Here is a 21,822-nt window from a genome sequence, read left to right on the forward strand (position 1 = left end):
CAGCTGCGAGGGGTGGCTGCCCCGCTCACCAAGCTCGTGATCTTCGCGGTCGTGACGATTCTCGCGACCGGCATGCTCGCGTTGACGATCGCGAACACCAGTTCCACCGGGGGGACCAAGTTCAGTGCGCGGTTCACCGACGTCACGTCGCTCAACAAGGGCGACGAGGTGCGCATCGCGGGTGTCCGGGTCGGCCAGGTGACCAAGATCGAGATCGTCGACGATCGTGAGGCGCAGGTCGAGTTCGCGGTGACGGACCGCGACTGGCTGCCTGCGAGCACGACCGCGACCATCCGGTTCCGGAACCTCGTCGGTCAGCGCTACATCGCGCTCGAGCAGGGGACCGGGCAGCAGGGCTACAAGATGACGGCCGGCGACATGATCCCGCTGGACCGGACCAAGCCCGCAGTGAACCTGACGACGCTGTTCAACGGGTTCCGGCCGCTGTTCCAGACCCTCAGCGCCGACGACGTCAACAAGCTGTCGTACCAGATCATCCAGGTGTTCCAGGGGGAGGGCGGCACCATCGAGGAACTCGTGGCGAACACCGCGTCGTTGACGAACACGATCGCGGACAAGGACAAGGTGATCGGCGACCTCATCACCAACCTCAACATCGTGCTGGACACCGTCAACGAGCGGGACGAGCAGGTCGATCAGCTGATCGTCAACACCGAGCGTCTCGTGAGCGGGCTGTCCGCGGACCGCGGCGTGATCGGGCAGTCGGTGCAGTCGCTGTCGGACCTGACCAGTGCGACCGCGGACCTGCTGGTGCCCACACGCCCGTCGATCCAGGGGTCGATCGCGGGCCTGAACACGCTCGCCGGACACATCAACGAGAGATCCGCCGACGTGAACCAGGTACTCACGAACCTGCCGATCAAGATGGAGAAACTCGGCCGCGCCGGCAGCTACGGATCGTGGTTCCAGTTCTACCTGTGCGGCATCGACATCGTCGCCGGGCCCGGGACGGCGCCCCAGCTGAACATCCCGTCGAACCTGCCGACGATCAACCAGCCGATCTACACCAACGCGGCTCCCCGCTGCTACGCGGACGGTGAGCAGCCATGACGAAGAGAAGAAGTCCAGCGGTGACCGGTGCCCTCGGCATCGTCGTCGTCCTGCTCGCGACCATGTCGGCGTTCTTCCTCGACAGCCTGCCGATCATCGGTGCCGGCAACCGGTACACCGCCGAGTTCTCCGAGGCGGCCGGGCTCAAGCCCGGCAACGAGGTGCGGGTCGCCGGGGTGAAGGTCGGCAAGGTGTCGAGCGTCGAACTCGACGGCGACCGCGTGCTCGTGTCGTTCCAGACGAAGGACGCCTGGATCGGCGACCAGACCACCGCGTCGATCCAGATCAAGACGATCCTCGGCCAGAAGTACCTCGCGCTCGATCCGCGGGGCACCGAGGTCGCGGATCCGAGCGTGCGGATCCCGCTCGAGCGGACCACGTCGCCGTACGACGTCATCGACGCGTTCGGCGACGCCGCCACCACCCTCGCCGAGATCGACACGACGCAGCTGGCGTCGAGCTTCGAGGTGCTGTCGCAGTCGTTCGCGGGCACGCCGGACGAGATCCGTGGCTCACTCGACGGGGTGGCGCGGCTGTCGGAGACGGTTGCCAAGCGCGACCAGGAGCTCAAGCAGCTGTTCGAGGCGACGAAGCAGACGTCGCAGATCCTCGCCGACCGGAGTGAGGAGTTCGAGAAGGTGCTCGCGAACGGGGGGCTGCTGCTCGCCGAGCTCAATACCCGCCAGCAGGCGATCGGACGGCTGCTCAGCAGTACGCAGACGTTGTCGCGGGAACTGACCGGCCTGGTCGCCGACAACGAGGCGCAGATCACCCCGGCGCTCACCCAGTTGCAGGGCGCGATCGACATCCTCAACCAGAACCAGCAGAACGTGAGCCGGGCACTCGAGATGGCTGCGCCGTTCTACCGGATCTACGCGAACGTGCTCGGCAACGGTCGATGGTTCGACTCGGTCGTGACCAACCTGACCCCGCCCGGCCTGCCGGACATCCCCGGATACCGCGAGCCGCTGCGCACGATGGGGGGCAACTGAGATGAGTGAGACGCAGGCGCGAAACCGCAAGTGGATTCCGGTGGCGCTGATCGCGGCGGTCGCCGTCGTCGCGGTCGGGGTCCTGTGGTGGCTCTTCCAGAACGCCGGTACCACCAGGATCACCGCGTACTTCGACAGGTCGGTCGGCATCTACGAGGGCTCCGACGTCCGGGTGCTCGGCGTCAAGGTCGGCACGGTCGATTCCGTGGTGCCCCAGGGTAAGCAGGTCCAGGTGGTCATGACCGTCGACCGGGGTGTCGACATCCCGGCGGATGTGAAGGCCGCCCAGGTGACGCCGTCGGTGGTCTCCGACCGGTACATCCAGCTGACGCCGGTGTACACCGGCGGCGAGAAGCTGGCCAACGACGCGACGATCGAACGCGACCACACGACGACGCCGGTCGAGGTCGACGAGTTGTACGCGAGTGTGACCGAACTGTCGGAGGCGCTCGGGCCGAACGGGGCCAACCGGGACGGTGCGTTGTCGAACCTGGTGGACACCGCCGCCGCGAACCTCGACGGCAACGGTGACGCGCTCGGCAACACGTTCACGCAGTTGTCGGCGGCGGCCCGCACACTGTCCGACTCGCGTACCGACATCTTCGACACGGTCAAGAACCTGCAGGTGTTCGTCAGCGCCCTCGCCGCCAACGACGCGCAGGTGCGCCAGTTCAACACGCAGCTCGCGGACTTCAGTGGTTTCCTGGCGGGGGAGAAGGAGAACTTGGGTCTGGCGCTCAATCAGCTCTCGCTCGCGCTCGGCGACGTCGCGCGATTCGTCGAGAACAACCGGGAACTGCTGCAGGGGAACATCGAGAGCCTGACCACGGTCACACAGACCGTCGCGGACCGGCGCGATTCCCTCGCGGAGGCGCTCGTGACGATTCCGCTCGCAGTCAGCAACCTGGTCAACACGCACGACGCGGAGTCGGGCACGCTGCAGATGCGCGTCGATCTGCCGGATCTGCAGGACCCGTTCGGTCTGGGCTGCAAGCTCATCGACGTCGCCAAGCTCAAGCCCGGTGACCCGGAGTTCGAGGCGCTCGGCCGGCAGATGAAGCCACTGATCGACAACTGCAAGGTCATCACGGATCAGATGACCGCCGGCGTGAGGACACCGACGTTGAATCTGCCGCTCGGCATCCTCAGCGGTGACAACCTGCAGCGTGGCGCGGTTCCCGGGACGGTTCCGGGCACGCAGTCGCCGCGGCTGGGTGGCGGAACGCAACTGCAGGGGGGCACGCCGTGAGGCACGGGCGGATGAGGGCAGCGGCGGTCGCGGCGGGCGCGTGCGTCGTCGCGGTGACGGTCGGGGCGTGCGGCTCGGGAGGCATCTACGCGGTTCCGTTGCCCGGTGGCGCCGACGTCGGCAGCGACCCGATGCGATTGAAGATCGAGTTCGACGACGTCCTCGATCTGGTGCCGCAGTCGACCGTCAAGGTCGACGGGGTTCCGGTCGGACGGGTCGAGAGAATCGAGGTGGCGCCGGACGGCTGGACCGCGCAGGTGGAGACGCTGGTCAACAGTGCTGTCGATCTGCCGGCCAACGCGGTCGCGGAGGTTCAGCAGTCGAACCTGCTGGGCGAGAAGTTCATTGCGATCGCCGCGCCCGCACAGAGCCCGTCTCCGGAACGGTTGGCGAGCGGCGCGACGATCCCGGTGGACCGCACCCGGCACGCCACCGACATCGAGCAGGTGCTCGGTGCGATGTCGCTGCTGCTCAACGGTGGTGGTGTCGCGCAGTTGCAGCCCATCATCTCGGAGCTGGAGAAGGCGCTCGACGGTCGTGAGAGCAAGGTGCGTGGACTGCTGGAGCAGGCGAACACGTTGATCGCCGGCCTCGAGGGGCAGCGGGACTCGATCACGCGTGCGCTCGACGGCCTCGACACGCTCAGCGCCCGGGTGGGGGATCAGACCGCCAAGCTCGAGAAGGTCCTCGACGAGTTGCCGCAGGGTGTCGAGATCCTTGCGGAGCAGCGTCCGCAGCTGGTGGAGATGCTCGGTCAGGTCGATCGGCTCGGTCAGGTCGGCGCCGATGTCATCAACCGGTCCAAGGACGACCTGATCGCCGATCTGCGGGCCCTGCGCCCGACTCTGCAGCAGCTGGGTGCGGCGGCCCCGGACATCATCACGTCGGCGCCGCTCGTCCCGACGTTCCCGTTCCCGGACACGATCATCCCGTCGATCCACGGCGGCCAGGCGAACGTGTTCCTGTCGATCGACCTGCAGATCGGTGACACCCTGTCGAACCTCGGTGTCGGGAAACCGGACCCCGTCTACTACCCGCCCGAGTACGGCCCGCCGGTCCCGGTCGATCCGAGCAACCCGTACTACAACGGCAACGGACCGCGCCCGGGGTGGCCGACGGTGTCGATCCTGCCGCTGCCGCCGATCGTGCCGAATCCGGTCCCCGCGCCGGGTGTCGCGGTGTCCGCGCCGGCGGGGGCTCCGGTCAATCCGTTCGAGGCGTTCCTGAAGCAGCTGGGGGTGGGTGAGTAGTGGTCTCGCGTCTGGCCAGGTGGCAGTTGGTGGCGTTCATCGTCGTCGCGGTGCTCGGCATCAGTTACGTCGGTGCCAAGTACGTGCGGCTCGACACGCTGCTGGGCTTCGGTGAGTACCAGGTGAACGCCGAACTCGAGCGTTCCGGGGGCATCTTCACCAATGCGGAGGTGACCTATCGCGGTGTGCCGGTCGGCCGGGTCGGCGACCTGACGTTGACCGAGGAGGGTGTGTCCGTCGCGTTGATGATCGACGACTCGGCCCCGCAGATCCCGGCATCGGCGAAGGCCGTCGTCGCGAATCGCTCGGCCATCGGTGAGCAGTACGTCGACCTGCAGCCGGACACGGACGAGGGTCCGTTCCTCGTCGACGGTTCGGTGATCCGCGAGCCGAACACGGTGACGCCGATCCCGGTCGAGGATCTGATCGGCAGCGTGGACCGGTTGGCGCGTTCGGTGCCCACCGACTCGCTGCACACGGCCGTCGTCGAACTGGGGAACGCGTTCACCGGGAAGGGCGGCGACCTGCAGGTGTTGGTCGACTCGCTGGCCCGGTTCACCGAGACGGCGACCGAGGCGCTGCCGGAGACACTGACCTTCATCAGCGACGGCCGGACGGTGCTCGACACCCAGGCCGAGCAGTCGGGGTCGATCCGCGCGTTCAGTGACGGGCTCGAGCAGATCGCCGCCCAGTTGAAGTCGAGCGATCCCGACGTACGACGGCTGATCGGCACCGGTACCGATGCCACGGCCACGGTCGGCAAGCTCGTCGAGAACAGCGGCGACGCGTTGACCGCGAACCTGACGAACCTTGCGACGACGCTCACGACGGTGTCGCCGACGTTCATCGCATTGCAGCCGTTCCTGCAGTTCCTGCCGGCGCTGTCGGCGGGGGCGTCGGCGGTGGCGCCGGGCGACGGCACGATCCACTTCGGACTGGTCCTCGAGACCAACAATCCGGTGCCGTGCACGCAGGGCTACGAGGGCACTCAGGAGACCCTCGCGAAGATGAAGGCGGAGAACCCGAACTTCGACGACACCGTCGACAGCTTCCCGTTCAACATGGACGCACGATGCACGGTCGAACAGGGCAACCCGACGGGTGTCCGCAGTGCCGGACGCATCGTCTACGCCGATCCGCAGACCCCGCAGCCGTGGGACAGTACGCCTAAGGTCGACCCCGACAAGTTGAATCTGAACCCGATCGCCACCCAGATCGCGACGCTCATGGGCGTCGTGCCGGCGCGGTAGCGCCGGGCGAGAATTCATTACCCGAGAGTAAGGTTGCCGTGTGACGGACACCACCACGACCGCGCCCACGAAGAACATCACGCTCGCTGCCGTGGCGGTGGGGGTGCTCCTCGTCGGCGCGCTGGTTGCAGCGGTCTTCTTCGGGATCGGGTGGGCGAGGGCCGAGTCGGGCCGCTCGACCGCGGATGCGCGCGACACGGCGCTGTCCGACGCCCGGCAGGCGGCAATCAATCTCAACTCGTACGACGCCGCCGACATGGAGAAGTCCTTCGCCGATCTCGAGTCGTCGATCACCGGATCGCTCCTCGACGATCTGGGGAAGACGCGGGAGGACATGACCGCAGCCGCCGCCGCATCGGGCGCCAAGACCGACGGGCGCGTGCTGCGGGCCGCCCTGACCTCGCTCAATGTCGACGACGGGACCGCGGACGCGATGCTCGTCGTCGAGACCTCGACCGTGATGCCGAATCTCGAGACGCCGGTGAAACGTCAGATCACGATGCGGATGAGCCTCGTGCGCGACGGCGACGTCTGGAAGGCGTCCGACGCCGGCAACCTCGGTGAGCCCGTCGTGATCGACCCGGGGACGCCGCGCCCGGCCGCGCCCGCGCCCGCGCCGGAAGGCCAGGCCACCGATCCGCAGAGCGGCGGACAGTAGTCCGTCTCAGCAGCCGCCGACGTCTCCGCGTCGGTCGCTGGAAGGAGTTCCATCAGTGCCTCCCATTCGTCGTAATCCGAAGGCGTCCCCGTCGGCCGCTCGGCGGCCCAAGATCGCGGGCGGTTCCGCGCCCCGGTCGGTGGCGTCGCCGTCCCGCGGTGAGGACGCGGTCAGCGAGTCGGTCGACAGCGTGCTGCTCGTCAAGGAACCCGTGGTCGAGGAGCCTGCCGTGCAGGAGCCCGCGGTCGCGGAACCAACCGTGCAGGAGTCTGCCGCGCAGGAACCTGCCGTCGACGGAACCGGGTCGAAGCCGTCGGTGCCGACCGTGCCGGAGGCCGGGCGCGGGGCGGGTCGGCGTGCGGTCGTGATCGCGGGTGTCGCGGCGGTCGTGCTGGCGGCGTTCGCCGGCGTCGCGGCGATGGTGTCCCGTGACGGTGCGTCAGCCAATCGTGCGTACGTCGATGTCGGTGCGACGTCGGAGGTTGCGGCGGCGGCGGAGCAGGCGCTGACGGCCGTGACCGTCTATAGTGCTGATTCGATCGACCAGTTCCCCGACACGGCGCGCGCAGTGATGACGGACGGGATGAAGGCGGAGTTCGATCGGACAATCGGCACGACGGTCGACATCGTCAAGCAGACGCGGTCGGACACGGCGGCGCAGGTCACGAACGTGGGCGTCATGCTTCTCGGCGAGAATCGGGCCGAGGTGCTGGCCAACTTGATCGTGAGTGTCGAGAACGACGGCGTCGCGGCCGGCAGCACATCCGGGCCGGTGATTCTGAGAATGGAGAAGGTAGACGGTCAGTGGCTGCTGTCCGGTGTCGAGAACTCGTGACTGCGTGGGCGCACTCCGCGGTCGAAGCTCGAAGCGCCGGGATCTGGGCTTGACGCGGCGATGATCACGCGTCACTCTAAGCGTGAACATTCACGCGTCATACCGCGTGCGGCACCCGCGACGGGTGTCCTTTCTGCTGCCCGACTCGACATCTACTGAGTTTGGGTGTAATTTTGGACGTTGCGCTGGCTGCCTCCTGTCCACCTCTCATCCTCACTGTGGCGAAGTGTTCCACTTCCTGCTCCTGTGGCGAGGTTTCGTTCGGGTTGTAACCAGCGAATTCGCCCCACATGAAGAAGCAGATACAGCGGCGGTCGCACCAGCAAGAGCGGCCCGCGTGAGGTGCTGGAAGGACGCATCTTGGCAGTCTCTAGCCAGACCAAGGCAGTTGCCGGAATCCCCGGAGCCCCGAAGAGGGTCTCGTTCGCGAAAATTCGCGAGCCCCTCGAAGTACCAGGGCTCCTCGATGTACAGACCGATTCGTTCGAATGGTTGATCGGCTCGCAGGGCTGGCGTGAGCGTGCAGCCGCGCGCGGCGACGGTGCGGTCACGGGTGGCCTCGAAGAAATCCTGGCGGAACTCTCGCCTATCGAGGACTTCTCGGGGTCCATGTCCCTGTCCTTCTCGGACCCGCGCTTCGACGAGGTCAAGGCCTCTGTCGACGAGTGCAAAGACAAGGACATGACCTACGCGGCGCCGCTGTTCGTCACCGCGGAGTTCATCAACAACAACACCGGTGAGATCAAGAGCCAGACGGTCTTCATGGGTGACTTCCCGATGATGACCGACAAGGGCACGTTCATCATCAACGGCACCGAGCGTGTCGTCGTGTCGCAGTTGGTCCGCTCGCCGGGCGTGTACTTCGACGACACCATCGACAAGAGCACCGAGAAGACCCTGCACAGCGTCAAGGTCATCCCGGGCCGCGGTGCGTGGCTCGAGTTCGACGTCGACAAGCGTGACACCGTCGGTGTCCGTATCGACCGCAAGCGCCGTCAGCCGGTCACCGTGCTGCTGAAGGCCCTGGGTTGGACCACCGAGCAGATCACCGAGCGTTTCGGTTTCTCCGAGATCCTCATGGCGACGCTCGAGAAGGACAACACCGCCGGCACCGACGAGGCGCTGCTCGACATCTACCGCAAGCTGCGTCCGGGCGAGCCGCCGACCAAGGAGAGCGCGCAGACGCTCCTGGAGAACCTGTTCTTCAAGGACAAGCGCTACGACCTCGCTCGCGTGGGCCGCTACAAGGTCAACAAGAAGCTGGGCCTCAACACCGGCCTGCCCGTCGAGGCATCGACCCTCACCGAGGAAGACATCGTCGCCACGGTCGAGTACCTGGTGCGCCTGCACGCCGGTGACCGGACGATGACCGCCCCCGGCGGCGTCGAGGTTCCCGTCGAGGTCGACGACATCGACCACTTCGGCAACCGTCGTCTGCGCACCGTGGGCGAGCTCATCCAGAACCAGATCCGCGTGGGCCTGTCCCGCATGGAGCGTGTCGTCCGCGAGCGCATGACGACTCAGGACGTCGAGGCGATCACGCCGCAGACCCTGATCAACATCCGCCCGGTCGTCGCCGCGATCAAGGAGTTCTTCGGAACCTCCCAGCTGTCGCAGTTCATGGACCAGAACAACCCGCTGTCGGGTCTGACCCACAAGCGTCGTCTGTCGGCGCTGGGCCCCGGTGGTCTGTCCCGTGAGCGCGCCGGCCTCGAGGTGCGAGACGTTCACCCGTCGCACTACGGCCGTATGTGCCCGATCGAGACTCCGGAAGGCCCGAACATCGGCCTGATCGGTTCGCTGTCGGTGTACGCCCGCGTGAACCCGTTCGGTTTCATCGAGACCCCGTACCGCAAGGTCGAGGACGGTGTCATCACCGATCAGGTCGACTACCTGACCGCGGACGAAGAGGACCGGTACGTCGTCGCGCAGGCCAATTCGTCTGTCGACGTCAACGGCCACTTCGTCGAGGACCGGGTGCTGGTCCGCCGTAAGGGCGGCGACGCGGAGCTCGTCTCGGGCTCCGAGGTCGACTACATGGACGTCTCGCCGCGACAGATGGTCTCCGTCGCGACCGCGATGATTCCGTTCCTCGAGCACGACGACGCCAACCGTGCCCTCATGGGCGCGAACATGCAGCGTCAGGCCGTGCCGCTGGTCCGCAGCGAGTCTCCGCTGGTCGGTACCGGTATGGAGCTGCGTGCCGCGGTCGACGCCGGCGACGTCATCGTCACCGAGAAGTCCGGTGTGGTCGAGGAGGTCTCCTCCGACTACGTCACCGTGATGGCCGACGACGGCAGCCGCAAGACGTACCGTCTGCGCAAGTTCGCGCGCTCGAACCAGGGCACGTGCGCCAACCAGCGTCCGATCGTGGACGAGGGTCAGCGGGTCGAGACCGGCCAGGTCCTGGCCGACGGCCCCTGCACCGAGAACGGTGAGATGGCGCTCGGCAAGAACCTGCTCGTGGCGATCATGCCGTGGGAGGGCCACAACTACGAGGACGCGATCATCCTGTCGCAGCGCCTCGTGGAGGAGGACGTGCTCACCTCGATCCACATCGAGGAGCACGAGATCGATGCCCGCGACACCAAGCTCGGTGCCGAGGAGATCACCCGGGACATCCCGAACGTCTCGGACGAGGTCCTCGCCGATCTCGACGAGCGTGGCATCATCCGGATCGGTGCCGAGGTCCGCGACGGCGACGTGCTGGTCGGCAAGGTCACCCCGAAGGGCGAGACCGAGCTGACGCCGGAGGAGCGCCTGCTGCGTGCGATCTTCGGTGAGAAGGCCCGCGAGGTTCGCGACACGTCCCTCAAGGTTCCGCACGGTGAGTCCGGCAAGGTCATCGGCATCCGCGTGTTCTCGCGCGACGACGACGACGATCTGCCTCCCGGCGTCAACGAGCTGGTCCGCGTGTACGTGGCGCAGAAGCGCAAGATCCAGGACGGCGACAAGCTCGCCGGCCGCCACGGCAACAAGGGCGTCATCGGCAAGATCCTCCCGCAGGAGGACATGCCGTTCCTGCCCGACGGCACCCCGGTCGACATCATCCTGAACACGCACGGTGTTCCGCGTCGTATGAACATCGGTCAGGTGCTCGAGACGCACCTGGGCTGGATCGGCAAGACCGGCTGGAACGTGCAGATCGCCGCCGACGGTTCGCGTCCCGACTGGGCCGCGAGCCTGCCGGAGGAGATGCTGTCCGCACCGGCCGACTCGAACATCGCCACCCCGGTGTTCGACGGTGCCAAGGAGGACGAGCTCACCGGTCTGCTGGGTGCGACGCTGCCCAACCGTGACGGTGAGCAGATGGTCGGTTCCGACGGCAAGGCGACGCTGTTCGACGGTCGCTCCGGCGAGCCGTTCCCGTACCCGGTGTCGGTCGGCTACATGTACATCATCAAGCTGCACCACCTGGTCGACGACAAGATCCACGCGCGTTCGACCGGCCCGTACTCGATGATCACCCAGCAGCCGCTCGGCGGTAAGGCCCAGTTCGGTGGCCAGCGCTTCGGTGAAATGGAGTGCTGGGCGATGCAGGCGTACGGCGCCGCCTACACCCTGCAGGAGCTGCTCACCATCAAGTCGGACGACGTCGTCGGCCGCGTGAAGGTGTACGAGGCCATCGTCAAGGGCGAGAACATCCCCGAGCCGGGCATCCCCGAGTCCTTCAAGGTGCTCCTCAAGGAGCTCCAGTCGCTGTGCCTCAACGTGGAGGTGCTGTCCTCGGACGGCGCAGCCATCGCGATGGCCGACGGCGACGACGAGGACCTCGAGCGTGCCGCCGCGAACCTGGGCATCAACCTGTCCCGGAACGAGGCCGCGACCGTGGACGATCTCGCGAACTAGTTTTCGGTCCCCGGGCTGTGTGTGAGCACAGCCCGGGGGCGCTAGAGCACATTTGAATTGGCAGTCAGGAAAAGCGGATCTCACCCGCTGATCCACAATCCCTCTGGGGAAAGGAAGTTACGTGCTCGACGTCAACTTCTTCGATGAACTCCGCATCGGTCTCGCGACCGCGGAGGACATCCGCAACTGGTCTTACGGCGAGGTCAAGAAGCCGGAGACCATCAACTACCGCACGCTCAAGCCCGAGAAGGACGGCCTCTTCTGCGAGAAGATCTTCGGCCCCACCCGGGACTGGGAGTGCTACTGCGGTAAGTACAAGCGTGTCCGCTTCAAGGGCATCATCTGTGAGCGCTGCGGCGTCGAGGTGACGCGTGCGAAGGTGCGCCGTGAGCGCATGGGCCACATCGAGCTCGCCGCTCCGGTGACCCACATCTGGTACTTCAAGGGCGTGCCGAGCCGTCTCGGCTACCTGCTCGACCTGGCGCCGAAGGATCTCGAGAAGATCATCTACTTCGCCGCCTACGTCATCGTCGGTGTCGACGAGGAGCTGCGTCACAACGAGCTCTCCACGCTCGAGGCCGAGATGGAGGTCGAGAAGAAGACCGTCGCCGATCAGCGTGACGCCGACCTGGAGGCCCGCGCCCAGAAGCTCGAGGCCGACATCGCCGAGCTCGAGGCCGAGGGTGCCAAGTCCGACGTGCGCCGCAAGGTCAAGGACGGCGGCGAGCGCGAGATGCGTCAGCTCCGTGACCGTGCGCAGCGCGAGCTGGACCGGCTCGACGAGATCTGGACGACCTTCACCAAGCTGAGCGTCAAGCAGCTCATCGTGGACGAGGGCCTGTACCGCGAGCTGGTCGACCGCTACGGCGAGTACTTCACGGGTGCGATGGGCGCGGAGTCCATCCAGATCCTCATGCGCAACTTCGACATCCAGGCCGAGGCGGAGTCTCTTCGCGAGACCATCCGTAGCGGCAAGGGCCAGAAGAAGCTGCGTGCGCTCAAGCGACTCAAGGTCGTGGCTGCGTTCCAGCAGTCGGGCAACTCGCCGATGGGCATGGTTCTCGACGCCGTTCCGGTGATCCCGCCGGAGCTGCGTCCGATGGTCCAGCTCGACGGTGGCCGTTTCGCGACGTCCGACCTGAACGACCTGTACCGCCGCGTCATCAACCGCAACAACCGCCTCAAGCGACTGATCGACCTCGGTGCCCCCGAGATCATCGTCAACAACGAGAAGCGGATGCTGCAGGAGTCCGTGGATGCGTTGTTCGACAACGGTCGTCGTGGCCGGCCCGTCACGGGTCCGGGCAACCGTCCGCTGAAGTCGCTGTCCGATCTGCTCAAGGGCAAGCAGGGTCGCTTCCGTCAGAACCTGCTCGGTAAGCGCGTCGACTACTCGGGCCGTTCGGTCATCGTCGTCGGTCCGCAGCTCAAGCTGCACCAGTGCGGTCTGCCGAAGCTGATGGCGCTCGAGCTGTTCAAGCCGTTCGTCATGAAGCGTCTGGTCGACCTCAACCACGCGCAGAACATCAAGTCCGCCAAGCGCATGGTCGAGCGTCAGCGCCCGCAGGTGTGGGACGTCCTCGAAGAGGTCATCAACGAGCACCCGGTGCTGCTGAACCGTGCACCTACGCTGCACCGTCTGGGCATCCAGGCGTTCGAGCCGCAGCTCGTCGAGGGCAAGGCCATCCAGCTGCACCCGCTCGTGTGTGAGGCGTTCAACGCCGACTTCGACGGTGACCAGATGGCTGTGCACCTGCCGCTGTCGGCGGAGGCGCAGGCCGAGGCCCGCATCCTGATGCTGTCGTCGAACAACATCCTGTCGCCGGCGTCGGGTCGCCCGCTGGCCATGCCGCGTCTGGACATGGTCACCGGTCTGTTCCACCTGACCCGCGAGGCCGAGGATGGGCTGGGCGAGTACCAGCCGGCCACCGACGGTCAGCCGGAGCAGGGCGTGTACTCGTCGCCGGCCGAGGCTCAGATGGCCGTCGACCGTGGCGTGCTGTCCGTGCAGGCGAAGATCAAGGTGCGTCTGAAGCATCAGCGTCCGTCGCGTGAGGTCGAGGCGGAGCTGTTCCCCGAGGGCTGGCGCTTCGGCGACGCCTGGACCGCCGAGACGACTCTCGGTCGGGTCATGTTCAACGATCTGCTTCCGGCGGACTACCCGTTCGTCAACGAGCAGATGCCGAAGAAGCGTCAGGCGACGATCATCAACGATCTCGCCGAGCGTTACCCCATGATCGTGGTCGCGCAGACCGTCGACAAGCTCAAGGACACCGGCTTCTACTGGGCCACCCGTTCCGGCGTGACGGTCTCGATCTCCGACGTCCTCGTGCCGCCGGAGAAGGCTCAGATCATGGAGCAGTTCGAGGCGCAGGCCGATCAGATCGAGAAGAAGTACCAGCGCGGTGCTCTCAACCACACCGAGCGCAACAGTGCTCTCGTGAAGATCTGGTCCGAGGCCACCGACGAGGTCGGTAAGGCCATGGAGGCCCACTTCCCCGACGACAACCCGATCCCGATGATCGTGAAGTCCGGCGCGGCCGGCAACATGACTCAGGTTCGTTCGCTCGCCGGTATGAAGGGCCTGGTGACGAACCCGAAGGGTGAGTTCATCCCGCGTCCGATCAAGTCCTCCTTCAAGGAGGGCCTGACGGTCCTCGAGTACTTCATCAACACGCACGGTGCTCGTAAGGGTCTGGCCGATACCGCACTGCGTACCGCCGACTCGGGTTACCTGACCCGTCGTCTGGTGGACGTCTCGCAGGACGTCATCGTCCGCGAGGTCGACTGTGGCACCGAGCGTGGCATCATCACGCACATCGCCGAGAAGCAGGCCGACGGCGCGATCATCCGCGATGCGCACGTCGAGACCTCGACGTACGCCCGCACCCTCGCGTCGGACGCGGTCGACGAGAACGGCAACGTCATCGTCGAGCGTGGCCACGACCTGGGCGATCCGGCGATCGACGCGCTGCTCGCGGCGGGTGTCACGCAGGTCAAGGTTCGCTCGGTGCTCACCTGCACCACGGCGACCGGCGTCTGCGCCACCTGCTACGGCCGTTCGATGGCGACCGGCAAGCTCGTCGACATCGGTGAGGCCGTCGGTATCGTCGCCGCACAGTCGATCGGTGAGCCCGGTACCCAGCTGACGATGCGTACGTTCCACCAGGGTGGTGCGGCCGGCGCGGCCGACATCACCGGTGGTCTGCCGCGTGTCCAGGAGCTGTTCGAGGCTCGTGTCCCGAAGGGCAAGGCGCCCATCGCGGACGTCACCGGCCGGGTGCAGCTCGAGGACGGCGACCGCTTCTACAAGATCACCATCGTCCCGGACGACGGTGGCGAAGAGGTTGTCTACGACAAGCTCTCGAAGCGTCAGCGTCTGCGCGTGTTCAAGCACGACGACGGCAGCGAGCGTCTGCTGGCCGACGGTGACCACGTCGACGTCGGACAGCAGCTCATGGAGGGCGCTGCCGACCCGCACGAGGTGCTGCGTGTCATGGGCCCCCGCCAGGTGCAGATCCACCTCGTCAACGAGGTCCAGGAGGTGTACCGGAGCCAGGGTGTGTCGATCCACGACAAGCACATCGAGGTCATCGTGCGCCAGATGCTGCGTCGCGTCACGATCATCGATTCGGGTGCGACGGAGTTCCTGCCGGGCTCGCTGGTCGAGCGTGCGGAGTTCGAGGCGTCCAACCGTCGCGTCGTCGCCGAGGGTGGCGAGCCCGCGGCCGGCCGTCCGGTGCTGATGGGTATCACCAAGGCATCGCTGGCGACCGACTCGTGGCTGTCCGCCGCGTCGTTCCAGGAGACCACTCGCGTGCTGACCGATGCGGCCATCAACTGCCGCTCGGACAAGCTGATCGGTCTGAAGGAGAACGTGATCATCGGCAAGCTGATCCCGGCCGGCACCGGCATCAACCGGTACCGGAACATCCAGGTTCAGCCCACCGAAGAGGCACGGGCTGCCGCCTACGCGGTTCCGTCGTACGACGATCAGTACTACAGCCCGGAAGGCTTCGGCACCGGGACTGGCGCTGCTGTTCCGCTGGACGACTACGGTTTCGGCACCGACTACCGCTAGCCGGTAGGAACGTCTGACTCGAAGGCCCCGCCCCCGTTTCGGGGGGCGGGGCCTTCGAGCATTTCCGGGGAAGGCGGGATCGGGCGGCCCGGCGGGGCCTGGCCGGCTAGAGCGTCTCGACGCGGGCGGTGGCGCGCACCTCGTCCGCCACGAGGAACCACAGGGACAGTGCGGTGGCGCTGTCGTGGGTTCGGATGCGGACGTGGTCGCGGGCGAGGATCGGGCTCAGGTGCTCGACGACCGCGCGGTACGGGGTTTCGAGGAGGTCGGGGCGGTCGGTGAGGTATTCCTCGACCACGTGCCAGTAGGTGGCGTTGTTGACGTGGTTGAACGGGTCGATGTCGGTTGCCCGTAGGTGGAACGTGCGGTCGTCCTCATCGGTGTCGGGTGGGGTCGCCGGCAGCCACGGCTTCCATTTGAGTCGGTGTTCGTCGGTGGTGCGGCCGAGGTCGGTGAGCAGGTCGTCGCTGATCCGCGCCGGCATGCCGGTGTCGGTGCCGATGTTGATCCAGAATCCTTCGGTCTCGATCAGCGCGTTCGCGTCGTTGGTCATCCGGACGCGCATCGCCGACCACCGGGTGGAGTGTGCCGCGCACCAGCGCCGCAGGTGGATGCGGTCGGGCCACACCGCGGGCCGGTGGACGTCGACGACGGTGCGGCGCACGATCCACAGGGGGTCGGTTCGGTCGAAGCCGGAGGCCGCCAGATTGTCGGTGCCGATGTCCTGGAGGTAGCGGGCGATCCCGTCGAGCCGCAGTCGGTAGGCGGTGTCGACGTCGCCGGTGCGGATGGGCCGTGACGTCTCGAAGCCCTGTCCGTGCGGGGGTGCGGGGGCGAGGCTGTGTGCTGCGGTGGCGGGCTGCGCTGTGGGGACGATCTGCTCGGAAGGCACGTTGGTTCCCTCGGTTCGGCGGGTGTCGCCAGCGATTCTGGCAGTTCCCTCGGTGGGTCGTCAGAAGATTCGGGCAGTGATGCTTGTTCGGCGTCGCCGGTCCGAGTACAGTCCCATAGCTGTAACTCTACGTCACATGAAGGCCGTCACATCGGTGGCGTCGGCGGGCGTGCATCACGTCTGGTGTGGCACGAAGAACGGGAATCGAACATGGCCTACGTCATTACCCAGGCGTGCTGCAACGACGCGAGTTGCGTCTCGGCGTGCCCCGTGAACTGCATCCACCCGACGCCCGAGGAAGCGGAGTTCGCGACCACCGAGATGCTCTACATCGAACCGCAGGCATGCATCGACTGCGGTGCCTGCGTCGATGCGTGTCCGGTGAATGCGATCTTCCCCGAGGACCAGTTGACGGAGTCGCTGTCCCGCTACCGGGAGATCAACGCCGACTACTACACGCGGCACCCGCTGCAGCCGGATTGGATCCCGCTCACTCCCGCCACCCCGCCGGTCCGTGACCTGGGCACACTCCGGGTCGCGATCGTCGGGGCCGGGCCGGCCGCGTGCTACGCCGCCGAGGAACTCCTCAAGCGGTCCGACGTCGAGGTGGAGATGTTCGAGAAGCTCCCGACGCCGTGGGGGCTGGTCCGCGCGGGCGTCGCCCCAGATCATCCGGGGACCAAGGTCGTCACGGAGATGTTCGACTGGTCGCTCGGACGCGACGAGTTCCGGTTCCACCTCAACGTCGAGGTCGGCAAGCACCTCAGCCACGCCGACCTGCTGGCCCATCACCACGCGGTGATCTATGCGGTCGGTGCCTCGAGCGATCGCGCGCTCGGCATCCCCGGTGAGGACCTGCCCGGCAGCCACGCCGCCACCGAGTTCGTGGCCTGGTACAACGGGCACCCGGACTACGCGGACCGGGTGTTCGACCTGTCCGGCGAGCGGGCCGTCGTCGTCGGGAACGGCAACGTCGCGCTCGACGTCGCCCGCATCCTTACGCTGGACCCCGACGATCTCGCCAGTACCGACATCGCCGATCACGCGCTGGCGGCGTTGCGGGAGAGCAATGTTCGCGAGGTCGTGCTCTTGGGCCGCCGCGGACCGGCGCAGGCGGCGTACACGACTCCGGAGTTCCTGGCGCTCGGCGACCTGCCGGGTGTCGACGTCGTGATCGACCCGGCGGAGGTGGAACTTGATTCCCGGTCGCAGGCACTGATCGATGCCGGCGAGGTTGAACCGGCCGTCGCGATGAAGGTGCGCCTCGCGCAGGAGTTCTCGCAGCGGGCCCTCACCCCCGGCAACAAGCGGATCGTGTTCCGGTACCGGACGTCGCCGACGGAGATCCTCGGCGCGGACCGGGCCGAGGGTGTGACCGTGGTGGCGAACGAACTGGTCGAGGACGCGGCCGGTTCTCTCGCCGCACACCCCACCGACGACACCGCGCGCGTCGACGCGTCGCTGGTGCTGCGTTCGATCGGCTACCGGGGCCGGCCGCTCGCGGGTGTCCCGTTCGACGAGCGGCGGGGGGTGATCCCCAACGATCGCGGTCGTGTCGTCGCCGGCGGCGGGGAGCCCGTCGACGGTGTGTACGTGACCGGGTGGATCAAGCGGGGTCCGAGCGGCGTGATCGGCACCAACAAGACGTGCGCCCGGGAGACGGTCGCACGGATCGTCGAGGACTTCGAGGCCAAGCGACTGTCGGCGCCGGCACTGGGCCGGAAGGACCTGTCCAAGCTGCTGGCCCGTCGGCGGCCGGAGCGGATCTCGCGCCGCGGATGGGAGGCGATCGATCAGGTCGAGCGCGGTCGCGGGCTGGCGGCCGGCCGGCCCCGGGTGAAGATGACCGATACCGCGGAGATGGTGGCGGTCGGCCGTAAACGGAGGGGCCTGTTCGGTAACTGACCGTCGCCGCTTCTCCCCGGGTAGCTTCGTCCGGAGGGCGCAGACGGCCTGCAGGGTAAGGCGCCCGGTGGACGCTCTTGTCGATGGTGCTCGGAGATCTCGGAGGTGGAAAGTGCGCGCAGTGGTGGTCACGGAGTTGGCGGGTCCGTCGGCGATGGCGGTGCAGGAGGTGCCGGAGCCGGATGCGACGGGGTTGGTCCTCATCGACGTCAAGGCCAGTGGTGTGTGCTTCCCTGACCTGTTGATCAGCTACGGCAAGTACCAGATCCGGCCCGAGCCGCCGTTCGTGCCGGGAACCGAGGTCGCGGGCGTCGTGCTCGATGCGCCGGAGGGCAGCGGGTTCGAACGCGGTCAGCGGGTGCTGGCGGTCTCGAGTCTCGGTGGTTACGCGGAGCGGGTCGCCGTCCACCCGAACCTGGTGCTTCCGATTCCGGACGATCTGGCGTTCGAGGCCGCGGCCTCGTTGATCATCAACTATCAGACGATGGAGTTCGCCTTCACGCGTCGTGCGCGGCTGCAACCCGGTGAGACCGTCGCGATCCTGGGCGCCGCCGGTGGGGTCGGAACGTCCGCGATCCAGCTGGCGAAGGCGCACGGTGCCCGCGTGATCGCGGTGGTCCGACGTGACGGTGCCGACGACTTCCTGCGCGAGATCGGCGCCGACGAGGTGGTGCGCCTGACCGACGGCTGGGCGGCACGGGTGCGGGAGCTGACCGGCGACCGCGGAGTCGATGTCGTGGTCGATCCGGTCGGCGGCGACGCGTTCGACGATGCCGTCCGGGCGTTGGCGCCGGAGGGTCGTCTGGTGGTGATCGGTTTCGCCGGTGGGGGGATCCCGTCGGTGAAGGTCAATCGAGTGTTGTTCCGGAACGTCAGCATCGTGGGGGCCGCGTGGGGCGAGTTCCTGCGGGTCGAACCGTCGGCACTCGCCGAGACTCACGCGGCGCTGGTCGAGCACGTGCGTCGCGGTCTGCGTCCCGTCGTGAAGGCGCGCTATCCGCTGGCGGCCGCGGCAGAGGCGCTCGCGGACCTCGAGGCCGGTCGGGTGCTCGGAAAGGCCGTTCTGCTCCAGGAATGATTGTGTTCCTCATCACCTAGCCCCCTCCTGCGTCGAAAATCTGTTGCTGCAGGTGGGGGCCTCGTGGTGTCGTGGAAGGGTCGCGATTCCGGGTACCGATCCGGGTTGCTTGCATTGTTGCAATAGTTGCGTGGTCGCTAGTATTCACGCTCGTGCCAGATGTGACGCCAGACGATGTCTACACGGTGCTCGAGGAGTTCATCATGCGACTTCTGGGCATGGGGGAGTCCGAGTCGATGGACACCCTCGTCGCGATGGACCTGTCGTTCTCTCAGGTCCGCGCACTCTTCGTGCTGGCGCAGCACGGGGAGCCGATCGCGATCAACGTGGTCGCCGAGTGTCTGCGGATGTCGGTGGCCGCTGCCGGTCGCAACATCGACCAACTGGTGTGCCAGGAATTGGTGCTGCGCCGCGAAGACCCCGACGATCGCCGGATCAAACGGGTCTCACTGACGGAGGCCGGGCGAACTCTGGTCTCCCGTCATCTCGAGGACAAGCGTGACGAGCTGCGCGCGTTTGCGGGACGGCTCGACCAGCCGGACCGCAGACAGTTGCTCGAGGCCCTTCAATCCATACTCGCAGGCGACGCCCTGCGAGCCCGAAGTCAGGAATTCTGCTCATGACGACGCCCAACTCGCCGGCGGCGCCCCCATCCGGGGCGCCGGGGTCGGACAAGATCGACGGCGCGGTCCTCAAGATCGCCTCCGTGGTGGTGCTCGGCGCCATCATGTCCATCCTGGACGTCACCGTCGTCAGTGTTGCGCTGCCGACGTTCGCCCAGGAGTTCGACACTACCTACGCGGTCGTCGCCTGGACCATGACCGCGTACACGCTCGCGCTGGCCACCGTCATCCCGGTCACCGGCTGGGCCGCGGACCGGTTCGGCACCAAGCGGCTGTACATCGGCGCCCTGGTGCTGTTCGTCATCGGTTCGGTTGCGTGTGCGTTCGCGTGGGACATCTCGTCGCTGATCGCGTTCCGAGTCCTGCAGGGCCTCGGCGGCGGCATGCTGATGCCGCTGGGTATGACGATCATGACCCGGGCTGCCGGCCCGGAGCGCGTCGGCCGCGTCATGGCGGTGCTGGGTATCCCGATGCTGCTCGGCCCCATCGGCGGCCCGATCCTCGGTGGCTGGCTGATCGACGCCGCCAGCTGGCACTGGATCTTCCTCATCAACCTGCCCGTCGGCATCATCGCGCTGGTGGCCGCGTTCAAGCTGCTGCCGAAGGACGAGCCGAGCCCGTCGCAGGCGTTCGACGTCGTCGGCATGGTCCTGCTCTCGCCGGGTCTGGCGCTGTTCCTGTACGGCGTGTCGTCGATTCCCGAGCACGGCAAGGGCTTGACTCCCGACGTGCTCGTTCCGGTGGGTATCGGTCTCGCGCTCATCGTCGGATTCGTCTTCCATGCGCTGCGCAAGGATCATCCGCTGATCGATCTGCGCCTGTTCCAGAACCGGCAGCTGACGATCGCCGTCCTCACCACGACGGTGTTCATCATCGCGTTCATGGGCGCCGGACTGCTGTTCCCGAGCTACTTCATCCAGGTGCGCGGTGAGTCGGCGATGGCCGCCGGTCTGCTGCTCGCGCCGCAGGGTCTCGGTGCGATGGTCACGATGCCGATCGCCGGCCGACTGGTCGACAAGCTCGGACCGGGCAAGATCGTGCTGACGGGTATCCCGCTGATCGCACTGGGCATGTTCACGTTCACCCAGCTGTCCGCGACGTCGCCGTACCCGCTCCTTCTCGGCTCGCTGTTCGTGATGGGCATGGGCATGGGCTGCACGATGATGCCGCTGATGACGGCCGCGATGGTCACGCTCAAGCACGAGATGATCGCCCGCGGTTCGACCCTGATGAACATCGTGCAGCAGGTTGCCGGCTCGATCGGTACCGCGACGATGTCGGTGGTCCTCACCAGCCAGATGACGTCGCACGGTCTGGACAAGGAAGCGGCACCCCCGACGGATCCGGCCGGCGTCGCGCAGATGCTCGAGTCCTCCGCGCAGTCCTTCGGCGGCACCTTCATGGTGGCGTTCGTGATCGTCCTGCTGACGCTGATCCCCGCGTTCTTCCTGCCGCGCAAGCGCATGGTCGCGTCGACGGAGAGCGTCCAGCCGGTGATGATGCACTGACCTTCCGGACCCTCCGGTGGAGCCCCCGAGCGATGCGAATCGCTCGGGGGCTCTTCGCGTTCTCGGGGGTGTCTCGGCGCGTCGCTTCGAACTTGTCGGGGTGCGGTCCTATCGTCACGACAGGAGCCTCGAGTAGGGAAGGGGCGCATCATGGCTGAAGAGCCTGGCGTCGCGCACAACCCGGACAACACTTCGAACTGGCACTACTACGCGGTCGTGGGGACCACGGTCGGGGGCGGTCACACGCTCGCCGAATTCGGCCCGCACTCCACCGCACTCACGGCGCTGCAGGTCGCCGTCCATTCGGTCAATCGCACGGCGTACTCGCTGTTCGAGCAGGGGATGACCGGGAACATGCTCGCCGAGCAGCAGGTGGTGGAGCGCCTTCCGATCACGAACTTCGCGATCGAGCGGCTCGATCCGGTCACTCGTGCGCCGGATCTCGGGTGGTCGCTCAACGGCGGCCGCCGACGGTCGTGGCTCGGTGTGGGACATCTGAGCGCCTGACGGCCGCGGGTCCTACGCCGGGCCGGGCACCGCCTCGCCGCCCAGCGACGGTAAACAATCATGCATGCTTGATT

Annotated in this window: 15 protein-coding genes; 14 read left to right on the top strand and 1 reads right to left on the bottom strand. The window is 66.9% G+C overall.

Annotated elements, in window-relative coordinates:
• Window positions 1–3 precede the first annotated feature (3 nt).
• The 9 genes from IJ15_RS0107230 to IJ15_RS0107270 all read left to right on the top strand — a co-directional run bounded on the left by IJ15_RS0107230 (window position 4) and on the right by IJ15_RS0107270 (window position 15,235).
• Window positions 4–1,071, top strand: a complete 1,068-nt coding sequence (locus IJ15_RS0107230; RefSeq protein ID WP_031937671.1) for an MCE family protein — start codon at window positions 4–6, stop codon at window positions 1,069–1,071.
• Window positions 1,068–2,063 carry an MCE family protein gene (locus IJ15_RS0107235; protein ID WP_031937672.1) on the top strand — a complete coding sequence of 332 codons (996 nt, stop codon included), beginning with the start codon at window positions 1,068–1,070 and terminating at the stop codon, window positions 2,061–2,063. Before IJ15_RS0107230 ends, IJ15_RS0107235 begins: the two co-directional genes overlap by 4 nt.
• 1 nt (window position 2,064) lies before the next feature.
• Complete coding sequence (locus IJ15_RS0107240) at window positions 2,065–3,312, top strand: MCE family protein (protein WP_031937673.1); 1,248 nt, start codon at window positions 2,065–2,067, stop codon at window positions 3,310–3,312.
• An 11-nt stretch (window positions 3,313–3,323) separates the two neighbouring features.
• The gene (locus IJ15_RS0107245) at window positions 3,324–4,562 is read left to right on the top strand and encodes an MCE family protein (RefSeq protein WP_031937674.1); all 1,239 of its coding nucleotides are present in this window, start codon (window positions 3,324–3,326) and stop codon (window positions 4,560–4,562) included.
• Window positions 4,562–5,812, top strand: coding sequence for an MlaD family protein (locus tag IJ15_RS0107250; RefSeq protein ID WP_031937675.1), 1,251 nt, complete (start codon window positions 4,562–4,564; stop codon window positions 5,810–5,812). Before IJ15_RS0107245 ends, IJ15_RS0107250 begins: the two co-directional genes overlap by 1 nt.
• Window positions 5,813–5,852: 40 nt before the next feature.
• Window positions 5,853–6,470, top strand: a complete 618-nt coding sequence (locus IJ15_RS0107255) for a mammalian cell entry protein (protein ID WP_156112047.1) — start codon at window positions 5,853–5,855, stop codon at window positions 6,468–6,470.
• Between the two features lie 55 nt (window positions 6,471–6,525).
• Window positions 6,526–7,305, top strand: a complete 780-nt coding sequence (locus tag IJ15_RS0107260) for a hypothetical protein (protein WP_031937677.1) — start codon at window positions 6,526–6,528, stop codon at window positions 7,303–7,305.
• A 342-nt stretch (window positions 7,306–7,647) separates the two neighbouring features.
• On the top strand, window positions 7,648–11,154 hold the full coding sequence (rpoB, locus tag IJ15_RS0107265; protein WP_031937678.1) for a DNA-directed RNA polymerase subunit beta: 3,507 nt from the start codon (window positions 7,648–7,650) through the stop codon (window positions 11,152–11,154).
• 121 nt (window positions 11,155–11,275) lie between these two features.
• A complete protein-coding gene (locus IJ15_RS0107270) occupies window positions 11,276–15,235 on the top strand; it encodes a DNA-directed RNA polymerase subunit beta' (RefSeq protein ID WP_031937679.1) in 3,960 nt (1,319 codons plus the stop codon).
• Between the two features lie 106 nt (window positions 15,236–15,341).
• Here the strand turns inward: IJ15_RS0107270 and IJ15_RS0107275 are convergent, their stop codons facing one another.
• A complete protein-coding gene (locus IJ15_RS0107275; RefSeq protein ID WP_051918608.1) occupies window positions 15,342–16,127 on the bottom strand; it encodes an acyl-[acyl-carrier-protein] thioesterase in 786 nt (261 codons plus the stop codon).
• 210 nt (window positions 16,128–16,337) lie between these two features.
• Here IJ15_RS0107275 and IJ15_RS0107280 point away from each other — a divergent pair, with 210 nt between their 5' ends.
• From IJ15_RS0107280 to IJ15_RS0107300, 5 genes are all read left to right on the top strand, one after another.
• A complete protein-coding gene (locus tag IJ15_RS0107280) occupies window positions 16,338–18,032 on the top strand; it encodes an FAD-dependent oxidoreductase (protein ID WP_031937681.1) in 1,695 nt (564 codons plus the stop codon).
• A gap of 112 nt (window positions 18,033–18,144) precedes the next feature.
• Entirely contained in the window at window positions 18,145–19,110 is a 966-nt protein-coding gene (locus tag IJ15_RS0107285; protein WP_031937682.1) for an NADPH:quinone oxidoreductase family protein, read from the top strand.
• A gap of 152 nt (window positions 19,111–19,262) precedes the next feature.
• Window positions 19,263–19,733 carry a MarR family winged helix-turn-helix transcriptional regulator gene (locus tag IJ15_RS0107290; RefSeq protein WP_031937683.1) on the top strand — a complete coding sequence of 157 codons (471 nt, stop codon included), beginning with the start codon at window positions 19,263–19,265 and terminating at the stop codon, window positions 19,731–19,733.
• Window positions 19,730–21,241, top strand: coding sequence for a DHA2 family efflux MFS transporter permease subunit (locus tag IJ15_RS0107295; protein WP_031937684.1), 1,512 nt, complete (start codon window positions 19,730–19,732; stop codon window positions 21,239–21,241). Before IJ15_RS0107290 ends, IJ15_RS0107295 begins: the two co-directional genes overlap by 4 nt.
• 150 nt (window positions 21,242–21,391) lie before the next feature.
• Entirely contained in the window at window positions 21,392–21,748 is a 357-nt protein-coding gene (locus IJ15_RS0107300; RefSeq protein ID WP_031937685.1) for a hypothetical protein, read from the top strand.
• Window positions 21,749–21,822 lie beyond the last annotated feature (74 nt).

This window comes from Prescottella defluvii, from assembly GCF_000738775.1.
Taxonomy (GTDB): Bacteria; Actinomycetota; Actinomycetes; order Mycobacteriales; family Mycobacteriaceae; genus Prescottella; species Prescottella defluvii.

Bases quoted from the DNA above. Each gene is read 5' to 3' on its own strand.
- IJ15_RS0107235 (WP_031937672.1), top strand. From the start codon at position 1,068: ATGACGAAGAGAAGAAGTCCAGCGGTGACCGGTGCCCTCGGCATCGTC.
- IJ15_RS0107240 (WP_031937673.1), top strand. From the start codon at position 2,065: ATGAGTGAGACGCAGGCGCGAAACCGCAAGTGGATTCCGGTGGCGCTG.
- IJ15_RS0107245 (WP_031937674.1), top strand. From the start codon at position 3,324: ATGAGGGCAGCGGCGGTCGCGGCGGGCGCGTGCGTCGTCGCGGTGACG.
- IJ15_RS0107280 (WP_031937681.1), top strand. From the start codon at position 16,338: ATGGCCTACGTCATTACCCAGGCGTGCTGCAACGACGCGAGTTGCGTC.
- IJ15_RS0107295 (WP_031937684.1), top strand. From the start codon at position 19,730: ATGACGACGCCCAACTCGCCGGCGGCGCCCCCATCCGGGGCGCCGGGG.
- IJ15_RS0107300 (WP_031937685.1), top strand. From the start codon at position 21,392: ATGGCTGAAGAGCCTGGCGTCGCGCACAACCCGGACAACACTTCGAAC.